Source organism: Psychroflexus salarius (assembly GCF_900129035.1).
Taxonomy (GTDB): domain Bacteria; phylum Bacteroidota; class Bacteroidia; order Flavobacteriales; family Flavobacteriaceae; genus Psychroflexus; species Psychroflexus salarius.
Genome location: NZ_FQTW01000005.1, coordinates 61,256 through 80,384, shown reverse-complemented (window position 1 = coordinate 80,384; position 19,129 = coordinate 61,256). Strand labels below are relative to the sequence as shown.

Genomic DNA, 19,129 nt, shown 5'->3' with positions numbered 1-19,129 from the left:
ATTAACAAAAAAATGCAGTACAGTAAAGTTGGTTACTATATTAATATTAAGTTAACTACATTAGCGCACTCAAATAACAATTTAAAATAATTCATATGTCAAAAAACTACATTAAAATTATGGGCTTTTTGCTCTTATTTACAGTAGGAGCAATTGCACAAAGTGACAGAACAATTACGGGTTTAATCGTAGATGACCAAGGTGTGCCGCTACTAGGTGCAAATGTTATTGTTAAAAACTCAAATCCTAAGCGTGGTACAACCACAGACTTTGATGGTAAGTTTACATTGGATGTTAAGGCCAAAGACAAAGCCATAAAGGTTAGTTATTTAGGTTTCAAAACCAAAACTGTGTCAATACTTAATAAAGATCAGTTTGAAATTACGCTTAAATCCAGTAATCAACTCGATGAAGTTGTCATTACCGCATTGAACATTAAACGTGAAGAAAAATCTTTAGGTTATGCTGTTCAAAGTGTTGGAGCTGAAGAAATTTCTGATGTAAAAGTTGGTAATGTATCTAACAAATTACAAGGTAAAGTGGCTGGTGTATTTGTAAATTCTTCTGGTAATGGACCAACAGCATCATCTAATGTAACCATTCGTGGTCAAACATCTTTAACAGGAAGTAGCCAAGCCCTTTTTGTTGTTAATGGTATACCAATAACTAATGGTTTGTTTTCGCCTGGGGATGGACTAAATGGTTCCACTACAATAGATTTCGGTAACTCTTCACAAGTAGTGAATCCAGACGATATTCAAAACATATCTGTATTAAAAGGGCCAGCCGCAGCTGCGTTGTATGGTTCTAGAGCGGCCAATGGTGTAATTTTAATTACAACTAAAAATGGTGCGGATGTTGATGAAGATGTAAATGTTGAACTCAATCTTCAAACTGTCGGAAGATCAATATTAAGACAACCAGACTTTCAAAATACATACGGCTTTGGTGGTTATGGTAAGTATAGTTACAAAAGCGGTGATATTTATACTTCGCAAGGAGGAATTGATTATTACGATGCTTTTGGAGAAAATTGGGGACCAAGGATGAACGGTCAGCTTATCAAACAGTTTAACTCTAATGGCGAAGCTGTTCCTTTTACACCAGCTGAAGATAATTTTAAGGACTTTTTTAGAACAGGAACTTTGAACATGCACAATGTTGCTTTAAGTCAAAATACTGAAGATGGTGACTATAGAATTTCATACACCTACTTAGATGATCAAAATATAGTGCCAGGCGCTAATCTAAGTAGAAATACAATATATGCTAGTGCAGGTAAAAAACTTTTTGATGACAAGTTAGACGTGAGAGTAAATCTATTCAATATTAGATCTACCTCAGACAATATTCCTAATGGTGGCTATGATGAAAGCAACTCTATTATGTACGGTTGGTTATGGTATCCTAGACAAGTTGGTATTGATGAATTAAGACCTTACTGGAGAAATGGCCAAGTAGGTGAACAACAGCGCTATGTTGAAGAATTATGGGTAAATAACCCTTGGCTATTAACTGAAGAAAACACCAATAGTTTTCAAGAAAATAGAATCATTGGTAATGCAACACTTAATTATAGTTTAACCGATAGATTGAGTGTAAGAGGTCGTTATGGAGTTGATTTTAAAGATGAACAGAGACAATTTAGAAGAGCAACTTCAACAAAAGCACTACCAGGTCAATTTGGTAGCTACAGAGAAGATGAACTTTCTTTTCAAGAAATCAATGCTGAGGCAGTCATTTCATATTCAAAAAATAATATTGATGACAAATTCAACTACGAGTTTAAACTAGGTGGTAATATGATGCGCCAAAAGAGTAATATCTTAATCGCTAACAATACTCAGTTACTAAATCCATCTCAATATACATTAACAAATAATAGATCTGAAGTTCAAGTTGAAAATCCTAGAGCTGAAAAGCGTATTAATTCAATTTTCGGATTTGCAAGCTTAAGCTGGGATAGATGGTTGTTTTTAGACATTACAGGTAGAAATGACTGGTCAAGTACACTACCAAGCAGTAACAATTCATATTTTTATCCATCATTTTCTACAAGTGCTGTATTATCAGACAAACTAGACATCCCCAATGATTCTCCTTTAAGTTTCTTAAAGGTAAGAGCAGCATACGCTGAGGTAGGTTCAGATACAGATCCTTACTTGCTTACAAATACATATCAGCCACAAGCACTATTTGGAAATAATCCAGCATTTACCAATAATTCGTTTGCAACTAACCCTAATTTAAAGCCAGAACGAACAATTTCATATGAGTTTGGTACTGATGTAAGATTTTTTAATAACAGACTTGGGCTTGATTTTACTTATTATGAAAATTTAAGCAAAGATCAAATCATATTTTTACCAGTACCGACATCAAGTGGTAAAGAATCTCAACTAGTTAATGCTGGTGAGATAAAAAGTACAGGATTTGAAATTCAATTGAACGTAAGACCAATTGAAACTGATGATTTTACATGGAATTCAAACTTTAATATCGGGATTAATGAGGCTATTGTAGAATCACTACCTGATGGTGTTGAAGGCAGCTACCCAATTGTTGCTGATGTTTTCCCAGGAGATGAAGGTGGTCAAGATTTAGAACTTGTAGCCATAGAAGGTGAAAAACTAGGACAATTAAGAGGTCTTGGTTTCCAAAGAGATGAAAATGGTAATATTATACATGTTGACGGTGTTCCTCAATTAACAGAGGAAAAAGTAACAATTGGATCTTATCAACCAGATGCAAGAATTGGTTGGCAAAACACCTTTGAATACAAAAATTGGACTTTTGGTTTTTTATTTGATGGTCAATTAGGTGGTAATATTTATTCTCGTGGTCATGCCCTATTTGCTACAGGTGGTACGATTACAAATAATGATGATCCAAACTTAAATGTTTCAACGTTACAAGGTAGACAAGAATACAATATCTCATATAACGGTGCTGGAGAACCAGTTTATGCACCAGTTGCAGGAACTGGAATAGGTGTCGTAGGTCCTGGCGTAAATCCTGATGGAACACCTAATGAAACAGCAATACCAACACGTGACTATTTCTACGCATATTATGGAAACGGTTTTAATAGAGATAATATAGAAGCCGCAACCTACGATGCTACATGGTTTAAGCTTAGAGAAGTAAGAATTTCATATGATGTACCTAAAAGCTTATATGAAAATTATGGCATAGACTCTGTAAGACTTTCTGCTGTAGGTAGAAACTTACTTTTAATTACAGATGTTCCAACAATAGATCCAGAAACTTACTCTATTAGAAATGGTGTTTTTGTAAATGGTTTTGGAAGTAACCCGCTACCATCAACAAGTAGCTTTGGACTAGCTTTAAACATTAAACTTTAAAATTTAATACCAATGAAATATATAAATATAACTTGGAGTTTTATTCTTGTAGCTCTTTTAATTACAAGTTGTGATTCAAATTTTGAATCTACAAACTCTAACCCTAACGAACCTGAAATAGTTTCTCCTGGTGTGTTGTTTACAGGCGCCACGAGAAGCTCTGTGAACTCTATGGTTGAAGAGTCATTTCTTCTAGCTAATAATGCGGCACAATTAACAGCAAAAACATTAAGAAGCGAAGTAGACCGATATGAGTGGAATGCTTTTACAACGCTTTGGTTAAACCAATATGAAGCCTTGGCTGACTTTGTTGATGCAGAAAATATTGCTGCAGAAGAAGGAGATAATGCCACTCAGGCAGCTTCAATAATTATGCAATCTTGGGTTTTCTCTACTTTAACAATGACTTACGGTGATATACCATATACCGAAGCTATTAAAGGTACATCTAATGATAATTTTACTCCTGCTTATGATGAACAACAGGCTATTTTAGATGGAGATGGTGGTGTCTTAGATAGACTAAAGGAAGCTGAAGAATTATTAGGAGCAGCAATTTCTAATAATCAAACTGTAGAAGGTGACATCATTTATGGTGGAGACCCAGCAAAATGGAGAAAACTAGCTAATGTTATTCAGTTAAGAGTTTTATTACACTTGAGCAACAAACGTGATGTTTCTTCTGATATGCAAGCTATAGTTAATGATGGCGACATTTTTCAAAGCAATGAAGATAATGCAATACTAAATTACTTAGGTTCGTTTCCTAATAACTTCCCTATTTTCCCACTTAAACAAGGTGATTTTGACGCTGTTGTTATGGCAAAACCTTCTGTAAACTTATTGCAGAATTATTCTGATCCTCGACTTGGCGTATTTGCAAGACCAGACAACATTTTAACTTTAGAGGAATTTAATAATAGCTCAGCAGTTTATTCTGGTGCAGATAATGGTAGTGAAGTTGGTGGATGCGACAAAGGCGGCTCTCGTTTAGGTGCTCGTTATTATGATTATCCAAGCCACCCACAAGGTGATACACAAGCAAATGGAATCATATCAACTTACGCAGAACAAGAACTTATTCTTGCAGAAGCAACATTTAAAGGTATTATTTCAGGAGATTCAGAAGCACATTACCTTGATGGTATTATAGCATCAATGGATTATTACAATGTTAATTTAGAAGTTTTCGGCTGGAGTAGTTATTCAGACTTCTATAATAATTCTGGTGTTGCTTTCGATAACACATTAACTAAAATTTGGGAACAAAAATGGATTGCGACCTTCTTCCACGGCATGGAACCACTTATAGACGTGAGAAGAATGGTTTACGAAGCCAATAATGATGGTAGTGACTTTTTACCTAGTGAAGTACCATTTTTAGAAATACCATGCGAAAATCTTAATGATGATAAAATGCCGATTCGCTTTTTATATCCTGGTAATGAACAGAGTTTAAATTCTGAAAATTATGACGAGGCTATATCTAGAATCGGAGGAAGCAACAGTCAAAATGCCAAAATGTATTTAATGGAATAACGGCACTAGAGTTGTAAAACCTTAAAATCCCCTTTGAAATAAAAGGGGATTTTTATTTTTATCTTCATATTTCACCTAACATTTAAATTTTCAATAAAATTATTTTATAATTTACAAATACATAAGATTGATAAGTTGATTAAATATTTAATTTAGTTGAATATAATAACAAATAACATTAGCATTACTTAAAAAAATAATTATATGCCAAATAAAATTGTAAGAAGTGATGAAAAAAAGTCCATCTTTGGGTTAGAAGTTAATGGACCTGTTTTTTTCACATCTTCTATCTTAATAATCATTGGAATTACGTTAACATTGATATTTAAAGATACTGCCGAAGACTATTTTGCCAAAATACAAGATTCAGTATCAGAATTTGGCGGTTGGTTTTACATATTATGCGTAAATATTTTTTTAATATTTATGGTGTATGTAGCATTTAGCAAATTTGGTAAACTCAGGTTGGGAGGAGAAAATGCTGAACCAGAATTTAAAACCTTATCTTGGTTTGCTATGCTTTTTAGTGCCGGTATGGGAATTGGTTTATTATTTTTTAGTGTTGCAGAACCTGTTACACACTTTAATTCGCCTCCAACTGCTGATAGCCAAACTATAGAAGCTGCCAAAGAAGCTATGAATTTCACTTTTTTACATTGGGGACTTCACGCTTGGGCAATTTATGCATTAGTAGGATTGTCTTTAGCCTTTTTCACCTACTCAAGAGGCTTACCACTAACCATTAGAAGTGTTTTTTATCCTTTTTTAGGTGATAAAATTTATGGCATAATTGGTGACCTTATCGATATTTTTGCTGTTTTAGCAACTCTATTCGGCTTAGCAACCTCTTTAGGTTTTGGGGTTCAACAGGTTGCGGCAGGATTAGCCCATGTTTTTGGCGTTAGTAGCGGAATTACGACACAAGTTTTACTCATTGCTGGAATTACAGGTGTAGCAACCCTTTCAGTTGTTTTAGGCGTTGATAAAGGTGTTAGAGTATTAAGTGAATGGAATATGAGAGTAGCCGTTATACTTCTAATTCTGGTTGTAACTTTAGGCTCAACGCTTTTTATTTTTGAAAGCTTTTTAGAAAATACTGGTAGCTACATAGGTAATTTATTTGAAATATCTTTATGGAATGAAAGCTACACAGGTACAACTTGGCAAAATGACTGGACGGTTGCTTATTGGGGCTGGTGGATTGCTTGGTCCCCATTTGTAGGCATGTTTATAGCAAGAGTCTCAAAAGGAAGAACAATCAAAGAATTTGTACTTGGTGTATTAATAGTACCAACTTTATTAACTTTCTTTTGGATGACTGCTTTTGGTAGTACAGCTCTTGAAGAAGTTATAGGTGGAAATTCTATCTTAGTTCAAGCAGTTGGTGACGATATTGCAACTGCCCTATTTGTTTTTTTCGAAAGTTTTCCATTTTCGTCTGTTCTTAGTATTGTTGGAGTCGTTCTCATTATAGGTTTTTTTGTTACATCGTCAGATTCTGGCTCTTTAGTTATAGACAGTTTAACATCTGGAGGAAAAATTGAAGCACCTGTTGGACAAAGAATATTTTGGGCCATAACTGAAGGCTTGGTTGCAGCCGTATTATTGATCGGCGGTGGACTGAAAGCGCTTCAGACCGCTTCTATCACTTCAGGGCTTCCCTTTGCTTTAATTTTACTCATCATGTGCTATTCTTTATACAGAGGCTTAAAAGAAGAAGTAAGAAAAGACAACCGCAACAAAAAAATTGAAGAAGAAAAGAATTATGAAAATGTAATTAGCAACATTATCAAAAAACGAAATAAAAAATAGCCGTTATGAAGCCAATTAAAAAAATATTAGTCGGCCTAGACTTATCTGAAATGGACAAACAACTCATTTCCTATACATCTTTTATTACAAAATTATTTGATGTCGAGAAAGTGTATTTTGTTCATAATATAAAACGCTACGAAATATCTGAAATGCTTGAAAAAGAACTTCAAGATATCGACTTGGAAGAATTAATTACAGAAGAAATTAATGAAAATGTTGAAGATAATTTTAAATCTGATGTTGAATGGGAAGTCCTTATTTCTGACGATCCTTACACAGAATCACTTATTAGCTACATCGTAAATAAATATAGCATTGATTTATTAATGATGGGAAATAAAAATAATGAAGATGGATCTGGCCTTTTAGCTTTTAAGCTTCTTAGAACCACTAGATGCCAATTCTTATGGATACCAAAAAATACAAATAATAGTATGGATAAAGTATGGGTTGGTACAGATTTCTCAAACACTTCAAAGAAATGCTTTGCATATGCTGACTTTCTCAATTCTAAACATAATTTTGTTTTTGAAGCAGTTCATGTATATAATCTGCCAATCCATTTTTCACCATATGTCAACAACTCTAAGATTGAACCTAAGATGAAAGATTATGTTGATAAAAAGTTTGATAATTTTCTAAAAAAAATAAAATTTAGTGGTGAAATTAATCAAATAAAAATCTTAGGTCGTGAAGCTAATATCGCAAGTAAACTTAAAAAAGAAGCTTATAAAAATAATGTTGACTTGTTAATTGTTGCAGACAAAGGGGCAAACACAATTTCAAATTTAACTTTAGGTAGTATTACAGAAGATTTATTTAATAGAGATCTAAAAATACCTTTGTTTATTGTTAAAGATTAGTTTTAATAAATAATTAGCATAAATTATATTATTGATTTTCAGTTATTTATAATTTTAAATTATTTTTCCTATAAATTTTAAAAGCTTAAATAGGCTTTTTAGTAGAATTTAATAGAAATATTCTTTATTTTTCCCTATTAAAATCCATAATCTCATGTCAACAATAAAACGCTTATTTGATTTCCCCTATTATCAAGCTGAAAAATATAACTTAGATGACGCTTTAGTTACAAAATATAATGGTAAATGGATATCAACTTCATCTAAAGAATATATTGAAAAAGCTAACAAAATTAGTCGTGGTCTATTAAAATTAGGTATTTCCTCAAACGATAAAGTAGCTATTATTTCAACTAATAACCGTACTGAGTGGAATATTATGGATATTGGAATCATGCAACTTGGTGCTCAAGATGTTCCTATTTATCCAACTATTTCTGAAGAAGACTATGCTTATGTACTTAACCATAGTGAATCAAAAATTTGCTTTGTTTCAGACCAAGAAGTCTATGATAAAGTTATGGCTATAAAAAATGAAGTCCCTAGTTTAAAAGAAGTTTATACATTCAATAAAATAGAAGGCGCTAAAAGTTGGGAAGAAGTTTTAAAACTTGGAGAAGATCAATCAAATCAAAACCAAGTTGAAGAACTAATGAGTAAAGTTACTGAAAACGACCTGGCAACTTTAATTTATACCTCAGGAACAACGGGGAAACCTAAAGGCGTAATGCTATCACATAAAAACATTGTAAGTAATGCTTTAAATAGTTCTACAAGACTTCCTTTAGAACCAGGTCAAGCTAAAGCACTTAGTTTCTTACCGGTTTGCCACATCTATGAGAGAATGCTGCAATACCTATATCAATATAATGGTGTAAGTATTTATTTTGCTGAATCTATTGAAACAATTAGTGATAATTTAAAAGAGGTAAAACCAGAGGTTATGTCAGCTGTGCCACGTTTACTTGAAAAAGTTTACGACAAAATTATTGCTAAAGGTGCAGATTTAACTGGTATTAAAAAAGCCTTATTTTTCTGGGCGGTTGATGTTGGCTTAGATTACCAGCCTTACCAACAAAACGGTTGGTGGTATGAGAAAAAACTTGGTTTAGCTAAAAAACTTATTTTTAGTAAATGGCAAGAGGCTTTAGGTGGCAATTTAAAAGTTATCGCCTCTGGAAGTGCCGCATTACAGCCTAGATTAGCAAAAGTGTTTAACGCTGCAGGAATGGGTGTTATGGAAGGTTATGGTTTAACAGAGACTTCTCCAGTTATATCTGTAAATGATATGCGAGACAGTGGCTTTAAAATAGGAACTGTTGGAAAAGCTCTACCTGAAACCGATGTCAAAATTGCTAAAGATGGAGAGATTTTGGTTAAAGGACCTCAAGTCATGATGGGCTACTATAAAGACGAAGAAAAAACAAATGAAGTTCTCAAAAATGGATACTTCCATACAGGTGATATTGGTGAGATTGATGATGAAGGTTTCTTAAAAATCACAGACCGTAAAAAAGAAATGTTTAAAACTTCTGGTGGCAAATATGTTGCACCACAACTTATTGAAAATACCATGAAGCAATCTAGATTCATTGAACAAATTATGGTTATTGGTGAAGGTGAAAAAATGCCCGCAGCTTTAATACAGCCTAATTTTGAATTTATTGAAGAATGGTCTGAACGTAAAAACTATAATTTAGGCAATAATAATCAAGAAATCGTACGTAACCCAAAACTCATTGATCGTATTCAGGAAGAAATTGATACACTCAATGCTCGTTTCGGTAAATGGGAAAAAATTAAACGATTTGAATTAACCGCAGATGTCTGGAGCGTTGAAGATGAACATTTAACACCAACAATGAAGCTTAAACGTCGTGTAATAAAAGCTAAATATATGGATCTTTACGAAAAAATTTATGGCAACACTAATTAAGAAGCTGTAATAACTTTGATTCTAAATTTTTATCAGAAAAGGATACATTACTAAATTTAAGGTATCCTTTTTTTGTAATCATAAATAAACGATTAATATGATTCTTTAAATATTTTTTATTAGGTAATTCTGATTCAGAGAATTCTAAATTAAACTCAAACTTAGGGTTCAATTCTAATTTTTTTAAAGATGCAAGCCATTGATTTTCATTTAAATAATCAATATTAACTCCCACAAATTTTATTTCAGGATATTTCTGTTTTAAGTCACTTAAAATCGATTCACGCAAATTTAAATATGCCGAAGAGAAATTAGACCATGTAGTTATAACTAAAGGTCTATTTTCAATTAAATCAGTCATTTTTATTTTATCCAGATTTGAAGTAATCAAGGTTTCATCACCTACAAACCTACCTTCTAAAAAATAGGATTGTAGATTTGCTGAAGATTTTAAATCTTTTTTGTCTACATCAGATAATTGACAATCCTTTATGATTTTTTCAACTTGTGCCAATTGATTTTTATTCTTGATGTGCAAAATTTCTTCCTCTAATAATCGCTTATGAAATTTATTTTTAATTAAAGTATTTGTGAAAATTGAATCAGCTAAAGCTAAACGATATTTAATATTTGAAAAGCTATTGAGTGTAAAACAAGATTTATTTTTAAGTTGACAATGTTCAATTGATTTGTTTTTTAAGTAATTATCCAGAAAACGCATATAACCAATGTGAAACAACATAGTTTCATCATTAAAATTTACCTCGTTGCGATAAGAAAAAAATTGATCTGTTATATCGTCGCTACGCTTTGGAAAATATTTTCTTATTAAAAAAGCATAGCGTTCTCTCATGTCATAATACTCAAACAAAATACTTTTTTGGGCAACATTTAAAAAATATTCAGAAAAATCATGCTTTTCATTTAAATCGTTTAGCTGATTAATTCTGTGGTTTTTTAGAGAGTCTGTTTTATGAGCAAAAGACTTCGGATGAATTTTATAATAAGACAAAATTAAATCATCATTCTTTTCATTCATTAAATACATGTTAATCAAAAAATTATTTTCGACTGATGATGTTCCAGAAAAGGTAAGTGATTCATCAAATTCTCTTGTGTTCACCCTGAAGGCAAGACTATCATTAGGGTTTAAATAAAGTAATTGCCATTCTGGTAAATGACTAAAAGTATAAATCCCTTCGTTAGTAATATTTAAGCGTTTTTGAAATCTGCCATCTTTATTAATTCTTATAGAATCAATAAAAGCGTTATTATGGTTAACAGTAATAATTGAGTCAAGCGGGTTTATAATTTCACCACCTAAATAAGTATCCTCTCTCGTATTTTTTTTACATGAAAATAAACCTATTGCTAGTAAAATCACTAAAAATCTCATAGTAAACTTATTAAAGGAAAACAAATATATCATTAGCAATCAAAGTCAGCTGTTAATCGACCGTTAAAAGCCTTAAATAGAAACTTTACAAATTAGATTTATATCCTTACTTTTGCAAAAAATTATAAGATAATTCTCATGCTAACAGTTTCAAACTTGTCAGTTCAATTTGGCAAACGCGTATTATTTGACGAGGTTAACACTACATTTACTGAAGGTAACTGCTACGGTATTATTGGTGCAAATGGTGCAGGTAAATCAACTTTTTTAAAAATAATTTCAAATCAAATTGAACCAACCTCTGGACATGTTCATTTAGAGCCTGGAAAACGGATGTCAGTCTTAGAACAAGATCACAGCATTTACGACGATTATACTGTTTTAGAAACTGTCATTATGGGAAACAAGCCACTCTATGATATCAAAAAAGAGATGGATGAAATTTATGCTAAAGAAGACTTTAGTGATGCAGATGGTGAACGCGTTGGAGTTTTACAAGTTGAATTTGAAGAAATGGATGGCTGGAACGCAGACAGCAATGCTGCTTCACTCCTATCTAACTTAGGGATTTCTACAGATTTTCATTACACCAACGTTAAAGATTTAGACGGTAAACAAAAAGTGCGTGTTTTATTAGCTAAAGCCATTTTTGGGAATCCAGATGTTCTTATTATGGATGAGCCAACAAACGACCTTGATTATGAAACCATATCTTGGCTTGAAAATTTCTTAGCCAATTTTGATAATACTGTTATTGTAGTTTCTCACGATAGACACTTTCTTGACGCGGTTTGTACACATATTTCAGACATCGACTTTGGTAAGATTACACACTATAGCGGTAATTACACCTTTTGGTATGAGTCATCTCAATTAGCCGCAAAACAAAGAGCTCAACAGAATAAAAAAGCAGAAGACAAAAAGAAAGAACTTCAACAATTTATAGAACGTTTTAGTGCGAATGTTGCAAAATCTAAACAAGCAACTTCACGTAAAAAAATGATTGAAAAACTAAATTTTGAAGACATTAAACCATCAAGTAGACGTTATCCTGCTATCATTTTTGAAAAAGACCGAGAAGTTGGAGATCAAATCTTAAACATAGATAATCTTTCAGCAAGTTTAGATGGTGAAGTTCTATTTTCAAATATTCATATTAATTTGTCTAAAAATGATAAAGTAATATTTTACTCTAGAGATTCAAGAGCCACAACAGCTTTCTATGAAATTATTAACGGTAAACAACAACCTGATTCAGGAAAAATTGAATGGGGCGTAACAACTTCACAATCTTACCTTCCTAATGATAATAGTGAGTTTTTTGAAACTAATATGAGTCTTGTTGATTGGTTAAGGCAATGGGCTAAAACTGATGAAGAACGAGAAGAAGTTCATATTAGAGGTTTTTTAGGAAAAATGTTATTTAGTGGTGACGAAGCCTTAAAAGGTGCAGACGTACTTTCCGGTGGTGAAAAAGTAAGATGTATGTTAAGTAGGATGATGATGATGAGAGCTAATGTTTTAATTCTTGACGAACCAACAAATCACTTAGATTTAGAGTCAATAACTGCATTTAACAACTCTCTTGTTAACTTTAAAGGTAATATTTTATTAACAACACATGACCATCAATTTGCGCAAACAGTTGGTAACAGAATAATAGAGTTAACACCGAATGGTGTCATCGATAAATATAGCACCTTTGATGAGTACATGTCAGACCCTAAAATTAAAGAGCAACGTCATAAAATGTATGCCAAATAAAAGTTTAAAAAATTTAAACAAAAACGCCACTAAAATTTAGTGGCGTTTTTGTTTTTAAATATAATGCCTTTATTTACTGAGGTACATTTTTCGCTTTGCGTATAAATCATAAAATTCATCATCTCTTAAACTATCAATGAATAAAATACTTTCGCCGGTACTTTTCATTTCAGGTCCCAATTGCTTGTTAACATTGTGAAACTTATCAAATGAAAATACAGGTTGTTTAATCGCATAGCCTTCGAGTTTTGGATTAAAATCAAAATCTGTAACTTTATTGTGGCCTAACATAATTTTAGTGGCATAGTTAACATAAGGCTCACCGTAAGCCTTTGCTATAAATGGAACAGTTCTAGACGCTCTTGGATTAGCTTCAATAATGAAGACTTTATCATCTTTTATGGCAAATTGAATGTTAATTAAACCTACAGTATTTAAGGCTAAAGCAATCTTTCTAGTATGGTCTTTAATTTGTTCAAGAACCAAGTCTCCTAAATTAAATGGTGGAAGTGTTGCATTAGAGTCGCCTGAATGTATACCACAAGGCTCAATATGTTCCATAATACCTATGATATATACATTCTCGCCATCACAAATAGCATCTGCCTCAGCTTCAATAGCGCCATCTAAATAATGATCTAAGAGTAGTTTATTATTAGGAATTTTTCTGAGCAAATCAACAACATGTGCTTCTAGGTCTTTTTTATTAATGACAATTTTCATGCCTTGACCACCTAGAACATACGAAGGTCTCACTAAAATAGGGAAATCTAACTCATCAGCAAGTGCAAGCGCTTCGTCAGCAGTTTCAGCGACACCAAATTCTGGAAATGGAATATCATTGTCTCTTAACAAGTTTGAAAAACTTCCACGATCTTCAGCTAAATCAAGTGATTCGTAACTTGTTCCTAAAATTTTTATTCCATAGCGGTTAAGTTTTTCAGCAAGTTTCAAAGCGGTTTGACCACCAAGTTGAACAATGACGCCTTCTGGTTTTTCATGCTGAATAATATCATAAATATGTTCCCAGAACACAGGTTCAAAATAAAGTTTATCAGCTGTATCAAAATCGGTTGAAACAGTCTCAGGATTACAATTAATCATAATAGTTTCGTAGCCACACTCAGCTGCAGCTAAAACACCATGTACACAGCAGTAGTCAAATTCTATCCCTTGACCAATTCGGTTGGGACCTGAACCTAAGACTATAATTTTCTTTTTATCTGACACTGAACTTTCATTCTCAGTAAAGATATCGCCTGAAGGCGTTTGCACATTGGCTTCAAAAGTTGAGTAATAGTATGGCGTCTGGGCTTCAAATTCAGCAGCACAAGTGTCTACTAATTTGTATACTCGATTAACATTAAGCGCCTTTCGTTTGTTGTAAACTTCACTTTCTAAACAACCTAACATATGAGCAATTTGACGATCTGCAAAACCTTTTTGTTTGGCTTCTAATAAAATATCAACGTCAAGATTATCAATGGTATGATTGGTTGAAATATGTTTCTCAAGCATAAAAAGCTCTTCATATTGTTTTAAAAACCACATATCAATTTTAGTAATCTCGTGAATTCTACTAAGTGGGATGCCCATTTGGATGGCATCATAAATCACAAAAACGCGATCCCAACTGGCAAACTCTAGTTTTTCTAAAATTTGGTTATAATCAGTATAACTTTTACCATCGGCTCCTAGCCCATTTCGTTTTATTTCAAGTGATTGAGTTGCTTTATGAAGTGCTTCTTGAAACGAACGACCAATTCCCATGACTTCACCTACAGCCTTCATTTGTAGGCCTAAGGTACGGTCTGAGCCTTCAAATTTATCAAAATTCCATCTCGGAATTTTTACAATAACATAATCTAAAGTAGGTTCAAAAAAAGCTGAAGTTGTTTTGGTTATTTGGTTTTCAAGTTCGTCTAAATGATAACCAATGGCTAGTTTTGCTGCAATTTTAGCGATTGGGTAACCGGTTGCTTTTGAAGCTAAAGCAGATGAACGTGAAACACGCGGATTAATTTCTATAGCGATAATATCTTCCTTTTCGTCTGGACTTACTGCAAATTGAACGTTACAACCACCTGCAAAGTCACCTATGCTTCGCATCATTTTAATGGCCATGTCTCGCATTTTTTGATAAGTGCGATCACTTAAAGTCATTGCTGGTGCTACTGTTATTGAATCGCCAGTATGAATCCCCATCGGATCCATATTTTCAATACTACAAATTATGGTGACGTTATCATTAGCATCTCGAAGTAATTCAAGCTCATATTCTTTCCAACCTAATAATGCTTTATCTATCAGAACTTCATGTATTGGTGAGGCTTCTAAACCACGCTCAAGTAACTCATCAAACTCATCTTCAGAATGTACAAAAGAAGCGCCAGTACCACCTAAGGTAAATGAGGCACGAATAACTAAAGGAAATCCAAATTCTTGGGCGACTTCTTTACCTTGTAAGTAAGAGGTCACAGTTTTTGAAGGCGCAACAGGAATGCCGATTTTTTGCATAAGCATCCTAAATTTCTCTCGATCTTCAGTAATATTAATCGCATCAATATCGACACCTATTAGTTTGACCTCAAAATCTTTCCAAATGCCTTTTTCATCGGCCTCGATACAAAGGTTTAAAGCTGTTTGACCACCCATTGTTGGTAAAACCGCATCAATTTCAGGATGTTTCTTTAAAATATCAATAATAGACTTTGTAGTAAGTGGTTTTAAATATACATGATCTGCCATGGAAGGATCAGTCATGATTGTTGCTGGGTTGCTATTAATTAAAACCGTTTTTATTCCATCTTCTCTTAAAGAACGTAAAGCTTGGGAGCCAGAATAATCAAATTCGCAAGCTTGACCAATTACAATTGGTCCTGAACCTATAATAAGTATTGTTTTTAAATCTTGGTTTTTAGGCATAATTTTTAAGTTAACTATTGAGTATCGGGTATAAAAAAAGGCGTTGTTAAAAAAACAACGCCTTTATATTAAAAATGATAATACATTGATTATCGTTTTCTCATGCTAATTTCAGAAGAAACTGATAATTTTTTTCTTCCTTTAGATCGTCTTCTAGCAAGAACTTTTCTACCATTCTTAGACGCCATTCGCTCTCTAAAACCATGTTTATTTTTACGTTTTCTTTTTGAAGGTTGGAAAGTCCTTTTCATATCTCTAAATAATTTATTCTTACTAAAAATTTATCGGTTGCAAATATAGATAAATAATTAAAGTACACCAATAACAATTTAAAGATTTTGTTGAATTTATTACAAATCATCAACAACTAAAAGTTCAGCTGGATTTGATTAATTTTTTATTAGTGTAAAACAAACTTCATTAAAAATAAAACAATCAAGAAAATGAAAAAGGCAATAATCACTGCATAAGAACCTTTGTAGTGTTTACGTCTTAAATTTTTATCTTTTTGGTAACTAAAATAAATAGCAATAACAAAGGCAATAAAAAATAAGGTAGCAAAAATTAGTTGACCTGTCGTAAACATAAAAGCGTATTTTTACACAAAAATACAGCTAATTATGATTAAAAAACCGCTTAATGCCGTAAAAAAATTTCATAAATCTTTTGGTTTAACCATTAATGAAACACCAAAAGCTAGTTTAGGTAATGATATTAATTTACTTCGCTACAAGTTAATGCGTGAAGAAAATGAGGAATACCTTGAAGCTGCTCAAAACAATGATTTAGTAGAAGTCGCTGATGCACTTGGAGACATGCTTTATATCTTATGTGGCACCATGATTTCACACGGAATGCAAGACAAAATTGAAGCTGTTTTTGATGAAATTCAGCGTTCTAACATGAGTAAGCTTGATGAAAATGGAAAACCAATTTACCGAGAAGATGGTAAAGTCTTGAAAGGTTCTAATTATTTTAAACCCAATTTAAAGCAATTTTTTAATGAACAAGATTAAATAGCTGGCCTAAAATAAACCATTAATTTCACCATCAATGCGGTTAATGATATCTCCTAAGTCTTCTGGATTTCCAACAAAGTCAAGATCGTCAACATCAATAATGAGTAATTTGCCTTTATTATAACCTTCAATCCAAGCTTCATATCGCTCATTGAGTCTATTAAGGTAGTCTATCGAAATGGAGTTTTCGTAATCGCGACCGCGTTTTTGTATTTGTTTTACTAAATTAGGGACACTACTACGTAAATAAATAAGTAAATCTGGTGATTTTGTAACCGATTCCATAAGATCAAATAAAGAGCTGTAATTATCGTAATCTCGGTTAGACATTAATCCCATGGCATGCAAGTTTGGTGCGAATATAAATGCGTCTTCATAAATAGTTCGGTCTTGAATTACATCTTTTCCGCTTTCTCTAATATCAAGGATTTGCCTAAATCTTGAATTTAAAAAATAAATTTGAAGATTAAATGACCAGCGTTTCATGTCGTTATAAAAATCCTCTAAAAAAGGGTTTTCTAGTACGTCTTCAAACTCAGGTTCCCAGCCAAAATGATTTGCTAATAACTGTGTTAGTGTGGTTTTTCCTGCGCCAATGTTTCCAGCAATTGCTACATGCATAAATCGTATTTTTAATCAGAAACCTGATATGTTTTTAATGTTTTTCCGTCGTAAATATATAAGTTTTCATCGTTCAAAAACACATCTTGATAAGGAATATTTGTTAAATCAAAAACTTTGCTTTGCTGAGTCTCTACATTATAAACGGTTAAGTTTTTTCCTTGTATCATTAATAAATAAGGATAAGTAAACTGTAACTTACTTATAGGTATATCTTGCTTTTTATTTAATACTAAGTTGCTGTAAACATTAAATCCATACAAAAAGCTATCGTTTGAATAGAAAAAATAATTGTAGCCACTAGCAAAGTGATTAAAAGGCGCTTTTAAAGGTAAGGAAGAATTAACGACGCGAGAATTTCTGTAATTGTATTGATGTAAAACTTGTGCATTAAGGTCGAAAACCCACAATTGGTCTTGCCGAGAAGTTGAAACCATGGCTGTAATTAATGTATTTTCGACTTGATTGAAGTCAATACGAAATAACTCGTTTAACCTATTATCCAGTATTATGCTAAGGTTAGATTGGTTATAATAGAGAACAATTTTTAATGGGTTGGTTAAATCAACTGCTGTAATGTTTCCTAAAGCAAATTCTTGATATTGAAATAAGGTTTTTTTGTCTTTATGTTCCTTAAAAAGAACATTGTTGTTGATATAATAAAGATATCCAAATTGATCAAAACCTAAAAAGCGATCGTAATTAACCGTTGATTTATTAATGAGTTTTAAATTTCGGGTGTTATCTTGAGCTTCAACTAAGTTAAAAACTAAACTGAAAACTAACAGTACTATTTGGTGCAATAACTTCAACTAGAACTAAAAATAAGTGCTCATTAAACAATCTATTTCATCGGTAATGATATGAAATATTAATCCAAACGTGAGTAATTTCAACCAATATTCCTTTGAAAATAAAAAAACTAAGATATATAAAGCTATTGAAATTTCAGAATGAAATGTGTGAAAACCGACACTACATCGGTTAGGATCAAATATTGGTGTTGCCCATAAGTGATCAATATCAATAAGCATGCTACTCAATAGTATTAAGTAAACTTTAAACCAACCAAATTCTTGACGTTTAAATTGATGAGCAAACCAAGCAATGAATACAAAATGCAAACTGTAATGAATTATGGGTTGAAGCATTATAGAAGTTTTCTAATTAATATGGTTTACCATGTATGCATTGTGTATTTTTGCAATTTAAATCACAAATTTATGGATACAAAGTTAATTGCACCTTCAATTTTAGCAGCAGATTTTGGTAATTTACAACGCGATGTTGAGCTTGTGAATCAAAGTCAAGCTGATTGGTTTCATATTGATATTATGGATGGCGTTTTTGTGCCAAATATATCGTTTGGAATGCCTGTTTTAAAAGCGATTCAACAGCATGCTGATAAGTTTATTGATGTGCATCTGATGATTGTTGATCCTGACCGCTACATCACTACCTTTGCTGAACTTGGTGCCAATATGCTAACCGTTCATTATGAAGCTTGCACGCATTTACATAGAAGTTTACAAGCTATTAAAGCGCAAGGCATGCAAGCCGGCGTTGCCGTTAATCCACATACTAATGTTGAGCTTTTACGCGATACCATTCAGGATATAGATATGGTTTGTGTAATGAGTGTAAATCCAGGTTTTGGCGGTCAAAGTTTTATTGAAAATACTTATGATAAAGTTAAACAACTTAAAGCTTTAATCAGCGAAAAAAAGGCCGATACTAAAATTGAAATTGACGGTGGCGTTACCAGTAAAAATGCTAAAGAATTAATAATGTGTGGTGCTGATGTGCTTGTAGCTGGTAGCTTTGTATTTAAATCTGAAAATCCAACAGAAACGATTGCAGATTTAAAAACACTGATAAATTAAAAT

15 protein-coding genes are annotated in these 19,129 nt (G+C 32.5%); 8 read left to right on the top strand and 7 right to left on the bottom strand.

The window, feature by feature from the left end; translation table 11 throughout:
- Positions 1-95: 95 nt before the first annotated feature.
- The 5 genes from BUB82_RS07545 to BUB82_RS07525 all read left to right on the top strand — a co-directional run bounded on the left by BUB82_RS07545 (position 96) and on the right by BUB82_RS07525 (position 9,518).
- Positions 96-3,365 carry a SusC/RagA family TonB-linked outer membrane protein gene (locus tag BUB82_RS07545; RefSeq protein ID WP_073193005.1) on the top strand — a complete coding sequence of 1,090 codons (3,270 nt, stop codon included), beginning with the start codon at positions 96-98 and terminating at the stop codon, positions 3,363-3,365.
- A gap of 12 nt (positions 3,366-3,377) precedes the next feature.
- Complete coding sequence (locus BUB82_RS07540; protein WP_073193004.1) at positions 3,378-4,904, top strand: SusD/RagB family nutrient-binding outer membrane lipoprotein; 1,527 nt, start codon at positions 3,378-3,380, stop codon at positions 4,902-4,904.
- A gap of 204 nt (positions 4,905-5,108) precedes the next feature.
- Positions 5,109-6,716 carry a BCCT family transporter gene (locus BUB82_RS07535; protein ID WP_073193003.1) on the top strand — a complete coding sequence of 536 codons (1,608 nt, stop codon included), beginning with the start codon at positions 5,109-5,111 and terminating at the stop codon, positions 6,714-6,716.
- A gap of 5 nt (positions 6,717-6,721) precedes the next feature.
- Positions 6,722-7,582, top strand: a complete 861-nt coding sequence (locus BUB82_RS07530; protein WP_073193002.1) for a universal stress protein — start codon at positions 6,722-6,724, stop codon at positions 7,580-7,582.
- Between the two features lie 154 nt (positions 7,583-7,736).
- Positions 7,737-9,518 (top strand): AMP-dependent synthetase/ligase, encoded by a 1,782-nt coding sequence (locus tag BUB82_RS07525; protein ID WP_073193001.1) that lies wholly within the window; start codon positions 7,737-7,739, stop codon positions 9,516-9,518.
- On the opposite strand, the gene BUB82_RS07520 is transcribed toward BUB82_RS07525, so the two are convergent.
- The gene (locus BUB82_RS07520; protein WP_073193000.1) at positions 9,511-10,914 is read right to left on the bottom strand and encodes a hypothetical protein; all 1,404 of its coding nucleotides are present in this window, start codon (positions 10,912-10,914) and stop codon (positions 9,511-9,513) included. The two genes, BUB82_RS07525 and BUB82_RS07520, sit on opposite strands and share 8 nt — an antisense overlap.
- Positions 10,915-11,052: 138 nt before the next feature.
- On the opposite strand from BUB82_RS07520, the gene BUB82_RS07515 reads away from it, so the two are divergent.
- A complete protein-coding gene (locus BUB82_RS07515; RefSeq protein ID WP_073192999.1) occupies positions 11,053-12,678 on the top strand; it encodes an ABC-F family ATP-binding cassette domain-containing protein in 1,626 nt (541 codons plus the stop codon).
- Positions 12,679-12,747: 69 nt separating this feature from the next.
- Here the strand turns inward: BUB82_RS07515 and carB are convergent, their stop codons facing one another.
- The 3 genes from carB to BUB82_RS07500 all read right to left on the bottom strand — a co-directional run bounded on the left by carB (position 12,748) and on the right by BUB82_RS07500 (position 16,189).
- A complete protein-coding gene (gene carB / locus BUB82_RS07510) occupies positions 12,748-15,603 on the bottom strand; it encodes a carbamoyl-phosphate synthase large subunit (RefSeq protein WP_073192998.1) in 2,856 nt (951 codons plus the stop codon).
- Positions 15,604-15,692: 89 nt separating this feature from the next.
- Entirely contained in the window at positions 15,693-15,854 is a 162-nt protein-coding gene (gene rpmH / locus BUB82_RS07505) for a 50S ribosomal protein L34 (protein WP_073192997.1), read from the bottom strand.
- Positions 15,855-16,003: 149 nt separating this feature from the next.
- Positions 16,004-16,189, bottom strand: a complete 186-nt coding sequence (locus BUB82_RS07500) for a hypothetical protein (RefSeq protein ID WP_073192996.1) — start codon at positions 16,187-16,189, stop codon at positions 16,004-16,006.
- A gap of 37 nt (positions 16,190-16,226) precedes the next feature.
- Between BUB82_RS07500 and BUB82_RS07495 the strand changes: the two genes are divergently transcribed.
- Positions 16,227-16,619, top strand: a complete 393-nt coding sequence (locus tag BUB82_RS07495; RefSeq protein WP_073193118.1) for a pyrophosphohydrolase domain-containing protein — start codon at positions 16,227-16,229, stop codon at positions 16,617-16,619.
- Positions 16,620-16,628: 9 nt separating this feature from the next.
- Here BUB82_RS07495 and BUB82_RS07490 read toward each other — a convergent pair whose 3' ends face one another.
- The 3 genes from BUB82_RS07490 to BUB82_RS07480 are packed head-to-tail and all read right to left on the bottom strand — an operon-like array spanning position 16,629 to position 18,394.
- The gene (locus BUB82_RS07490; protein ID WP_073192995.1) at positions 16,629-17,243 is read right to left on the bottom strand and encodes a deoxynucleoside kinase; all 615 of its coding nucleotides are present in this window, start codon (positions 17,241-17,243) and stop codon (positions 16,629-16,631) included.
- A gap of 11 nt (positions 17,244-17,254) precedes the next feature.
- On the bottom strand, positions 17,255-18,046 hold the full coding sequence (locus BUB82_RS07485) for a hypothetical protein (RefSeq protein ID WP_073192994.1): 792 nt from the start codon (positions 18,044-18,046) through the stop codon (positions 17,255-17,257).
- A 15-nt stretch (positions 18,047-18,061) separates the two neighbouring features.
- Positions 18,062-18,394, bottom strand: a complete 333-nt coding sequence (locus BUB82_RS07480; protein WP_073192993.1) for a DUF6122 family protein — start codon at positions 18,392-18,394, stop codon at positions 18,062-18,064.
- Positions 18,395-18,466: 72 nt separating this feature from the next.
- On the opposite strand from BUB82_RS07480, the gene rpe reads away from it, so the two are divergent.
- Positions 18,467-19,126, top strand: a complete 660-nt coding sequence (gene rpe / locus BUB82_RS07475; protein ID WP_073192992.1) for a ribulose-phosphate 3-epimerase — start codon at positions 18,467-18,469, stop codon at positions 19,124-19,126.
- The last annotated feature ends 3 nt before the right edge of the window (positions 19,127-19,129 follow it).

Coding starts and splice junctions, on each gene's coding strand:
- BUB82_RS07540 (WP_073193004.1), top strand. CDS start 3,378: ATGAAATATATAAATATAACTTGGAGTTTTATTCTTGTAGCTCTTTTA.
- BUB82_RS07545 (WP_073193005.1), top strand. CDS start 96: ATGTCAAAAAACTACATTAAAATTATGGGCTTTTTGCTCTTATTTACA.
- BUB82_RS07520 (WP_073193000.1), bottom strand. CDS start 10,914: ATGAGATTTTTAGTGATTTTACTAGCAATAGGTTTATTTTCATGTAAA.
- BUB82_RS07480 (WP_073192993.1), bottom strand. CDS start 18,394: ATGCTTCAACCCATAATTCATTACAGTTTGCATTTTGTATTCATTGCT.
- BUB82_RS07530 (WP_073193002.1), top strand. CDS start 6,722: ATGAAGCCAATTAAAAAAATATTAGTCGGCCTAGACTTATCTGAAATG.
- BUB82_RS07490 (WP_073192995.1), bottom strand. CDS start 17,243: ATGCATGTAGCAATTGCTGGAAACATTGGCGCAGGAAAAACCACACTA.
- BUB82_RS07525 (WP_073193001.1), top strand. CDS start 7,737: ATGTCAACAATAAAACGCTTATTTGATTTCCCCTATTATCAAGCTGAA.
- BUB82_RS07535 (WP_073193003.1), top strand. CDS start 5,109: ATGCCAAATAAAATTGTAAGAAGTGATGAAAAAAAGTCCATCTTTGGG.
- BUB82_RS07500 (WP_073192996.1), bottom strand. CDS start 16,189: ATGTTTACGACAGGTCAACTAATTTTTGCTACCTTATTTTTTATTGCC.
- rpmH (WP_073192997.1), bottom strand. CDS start 15,854: ATGAAAAGGACTTTCCAACCTTCAAAAAGAAAACGTAAAAATAAACAT.
- BUB82_RS07515 (WP_073192999.1), top strand. CDS start 11,053: ATGCTAACAGTTTCAAACTTGTCAGTTCAATTTGGCAAACGCGTATTA.
- rpe (WP_073192992.1), top strand. CDS start 18,467: ATGGATACAAAGTTAATTGCACCTTCAATTTTAGCAGCAGATTTTGGT.
- carB (WP_073192998.1), bottom strand. CDS start 15,603: ATGCCTAAAAACCAAGATTTAAAAACAATACTTATTATAGGTTCAGGA.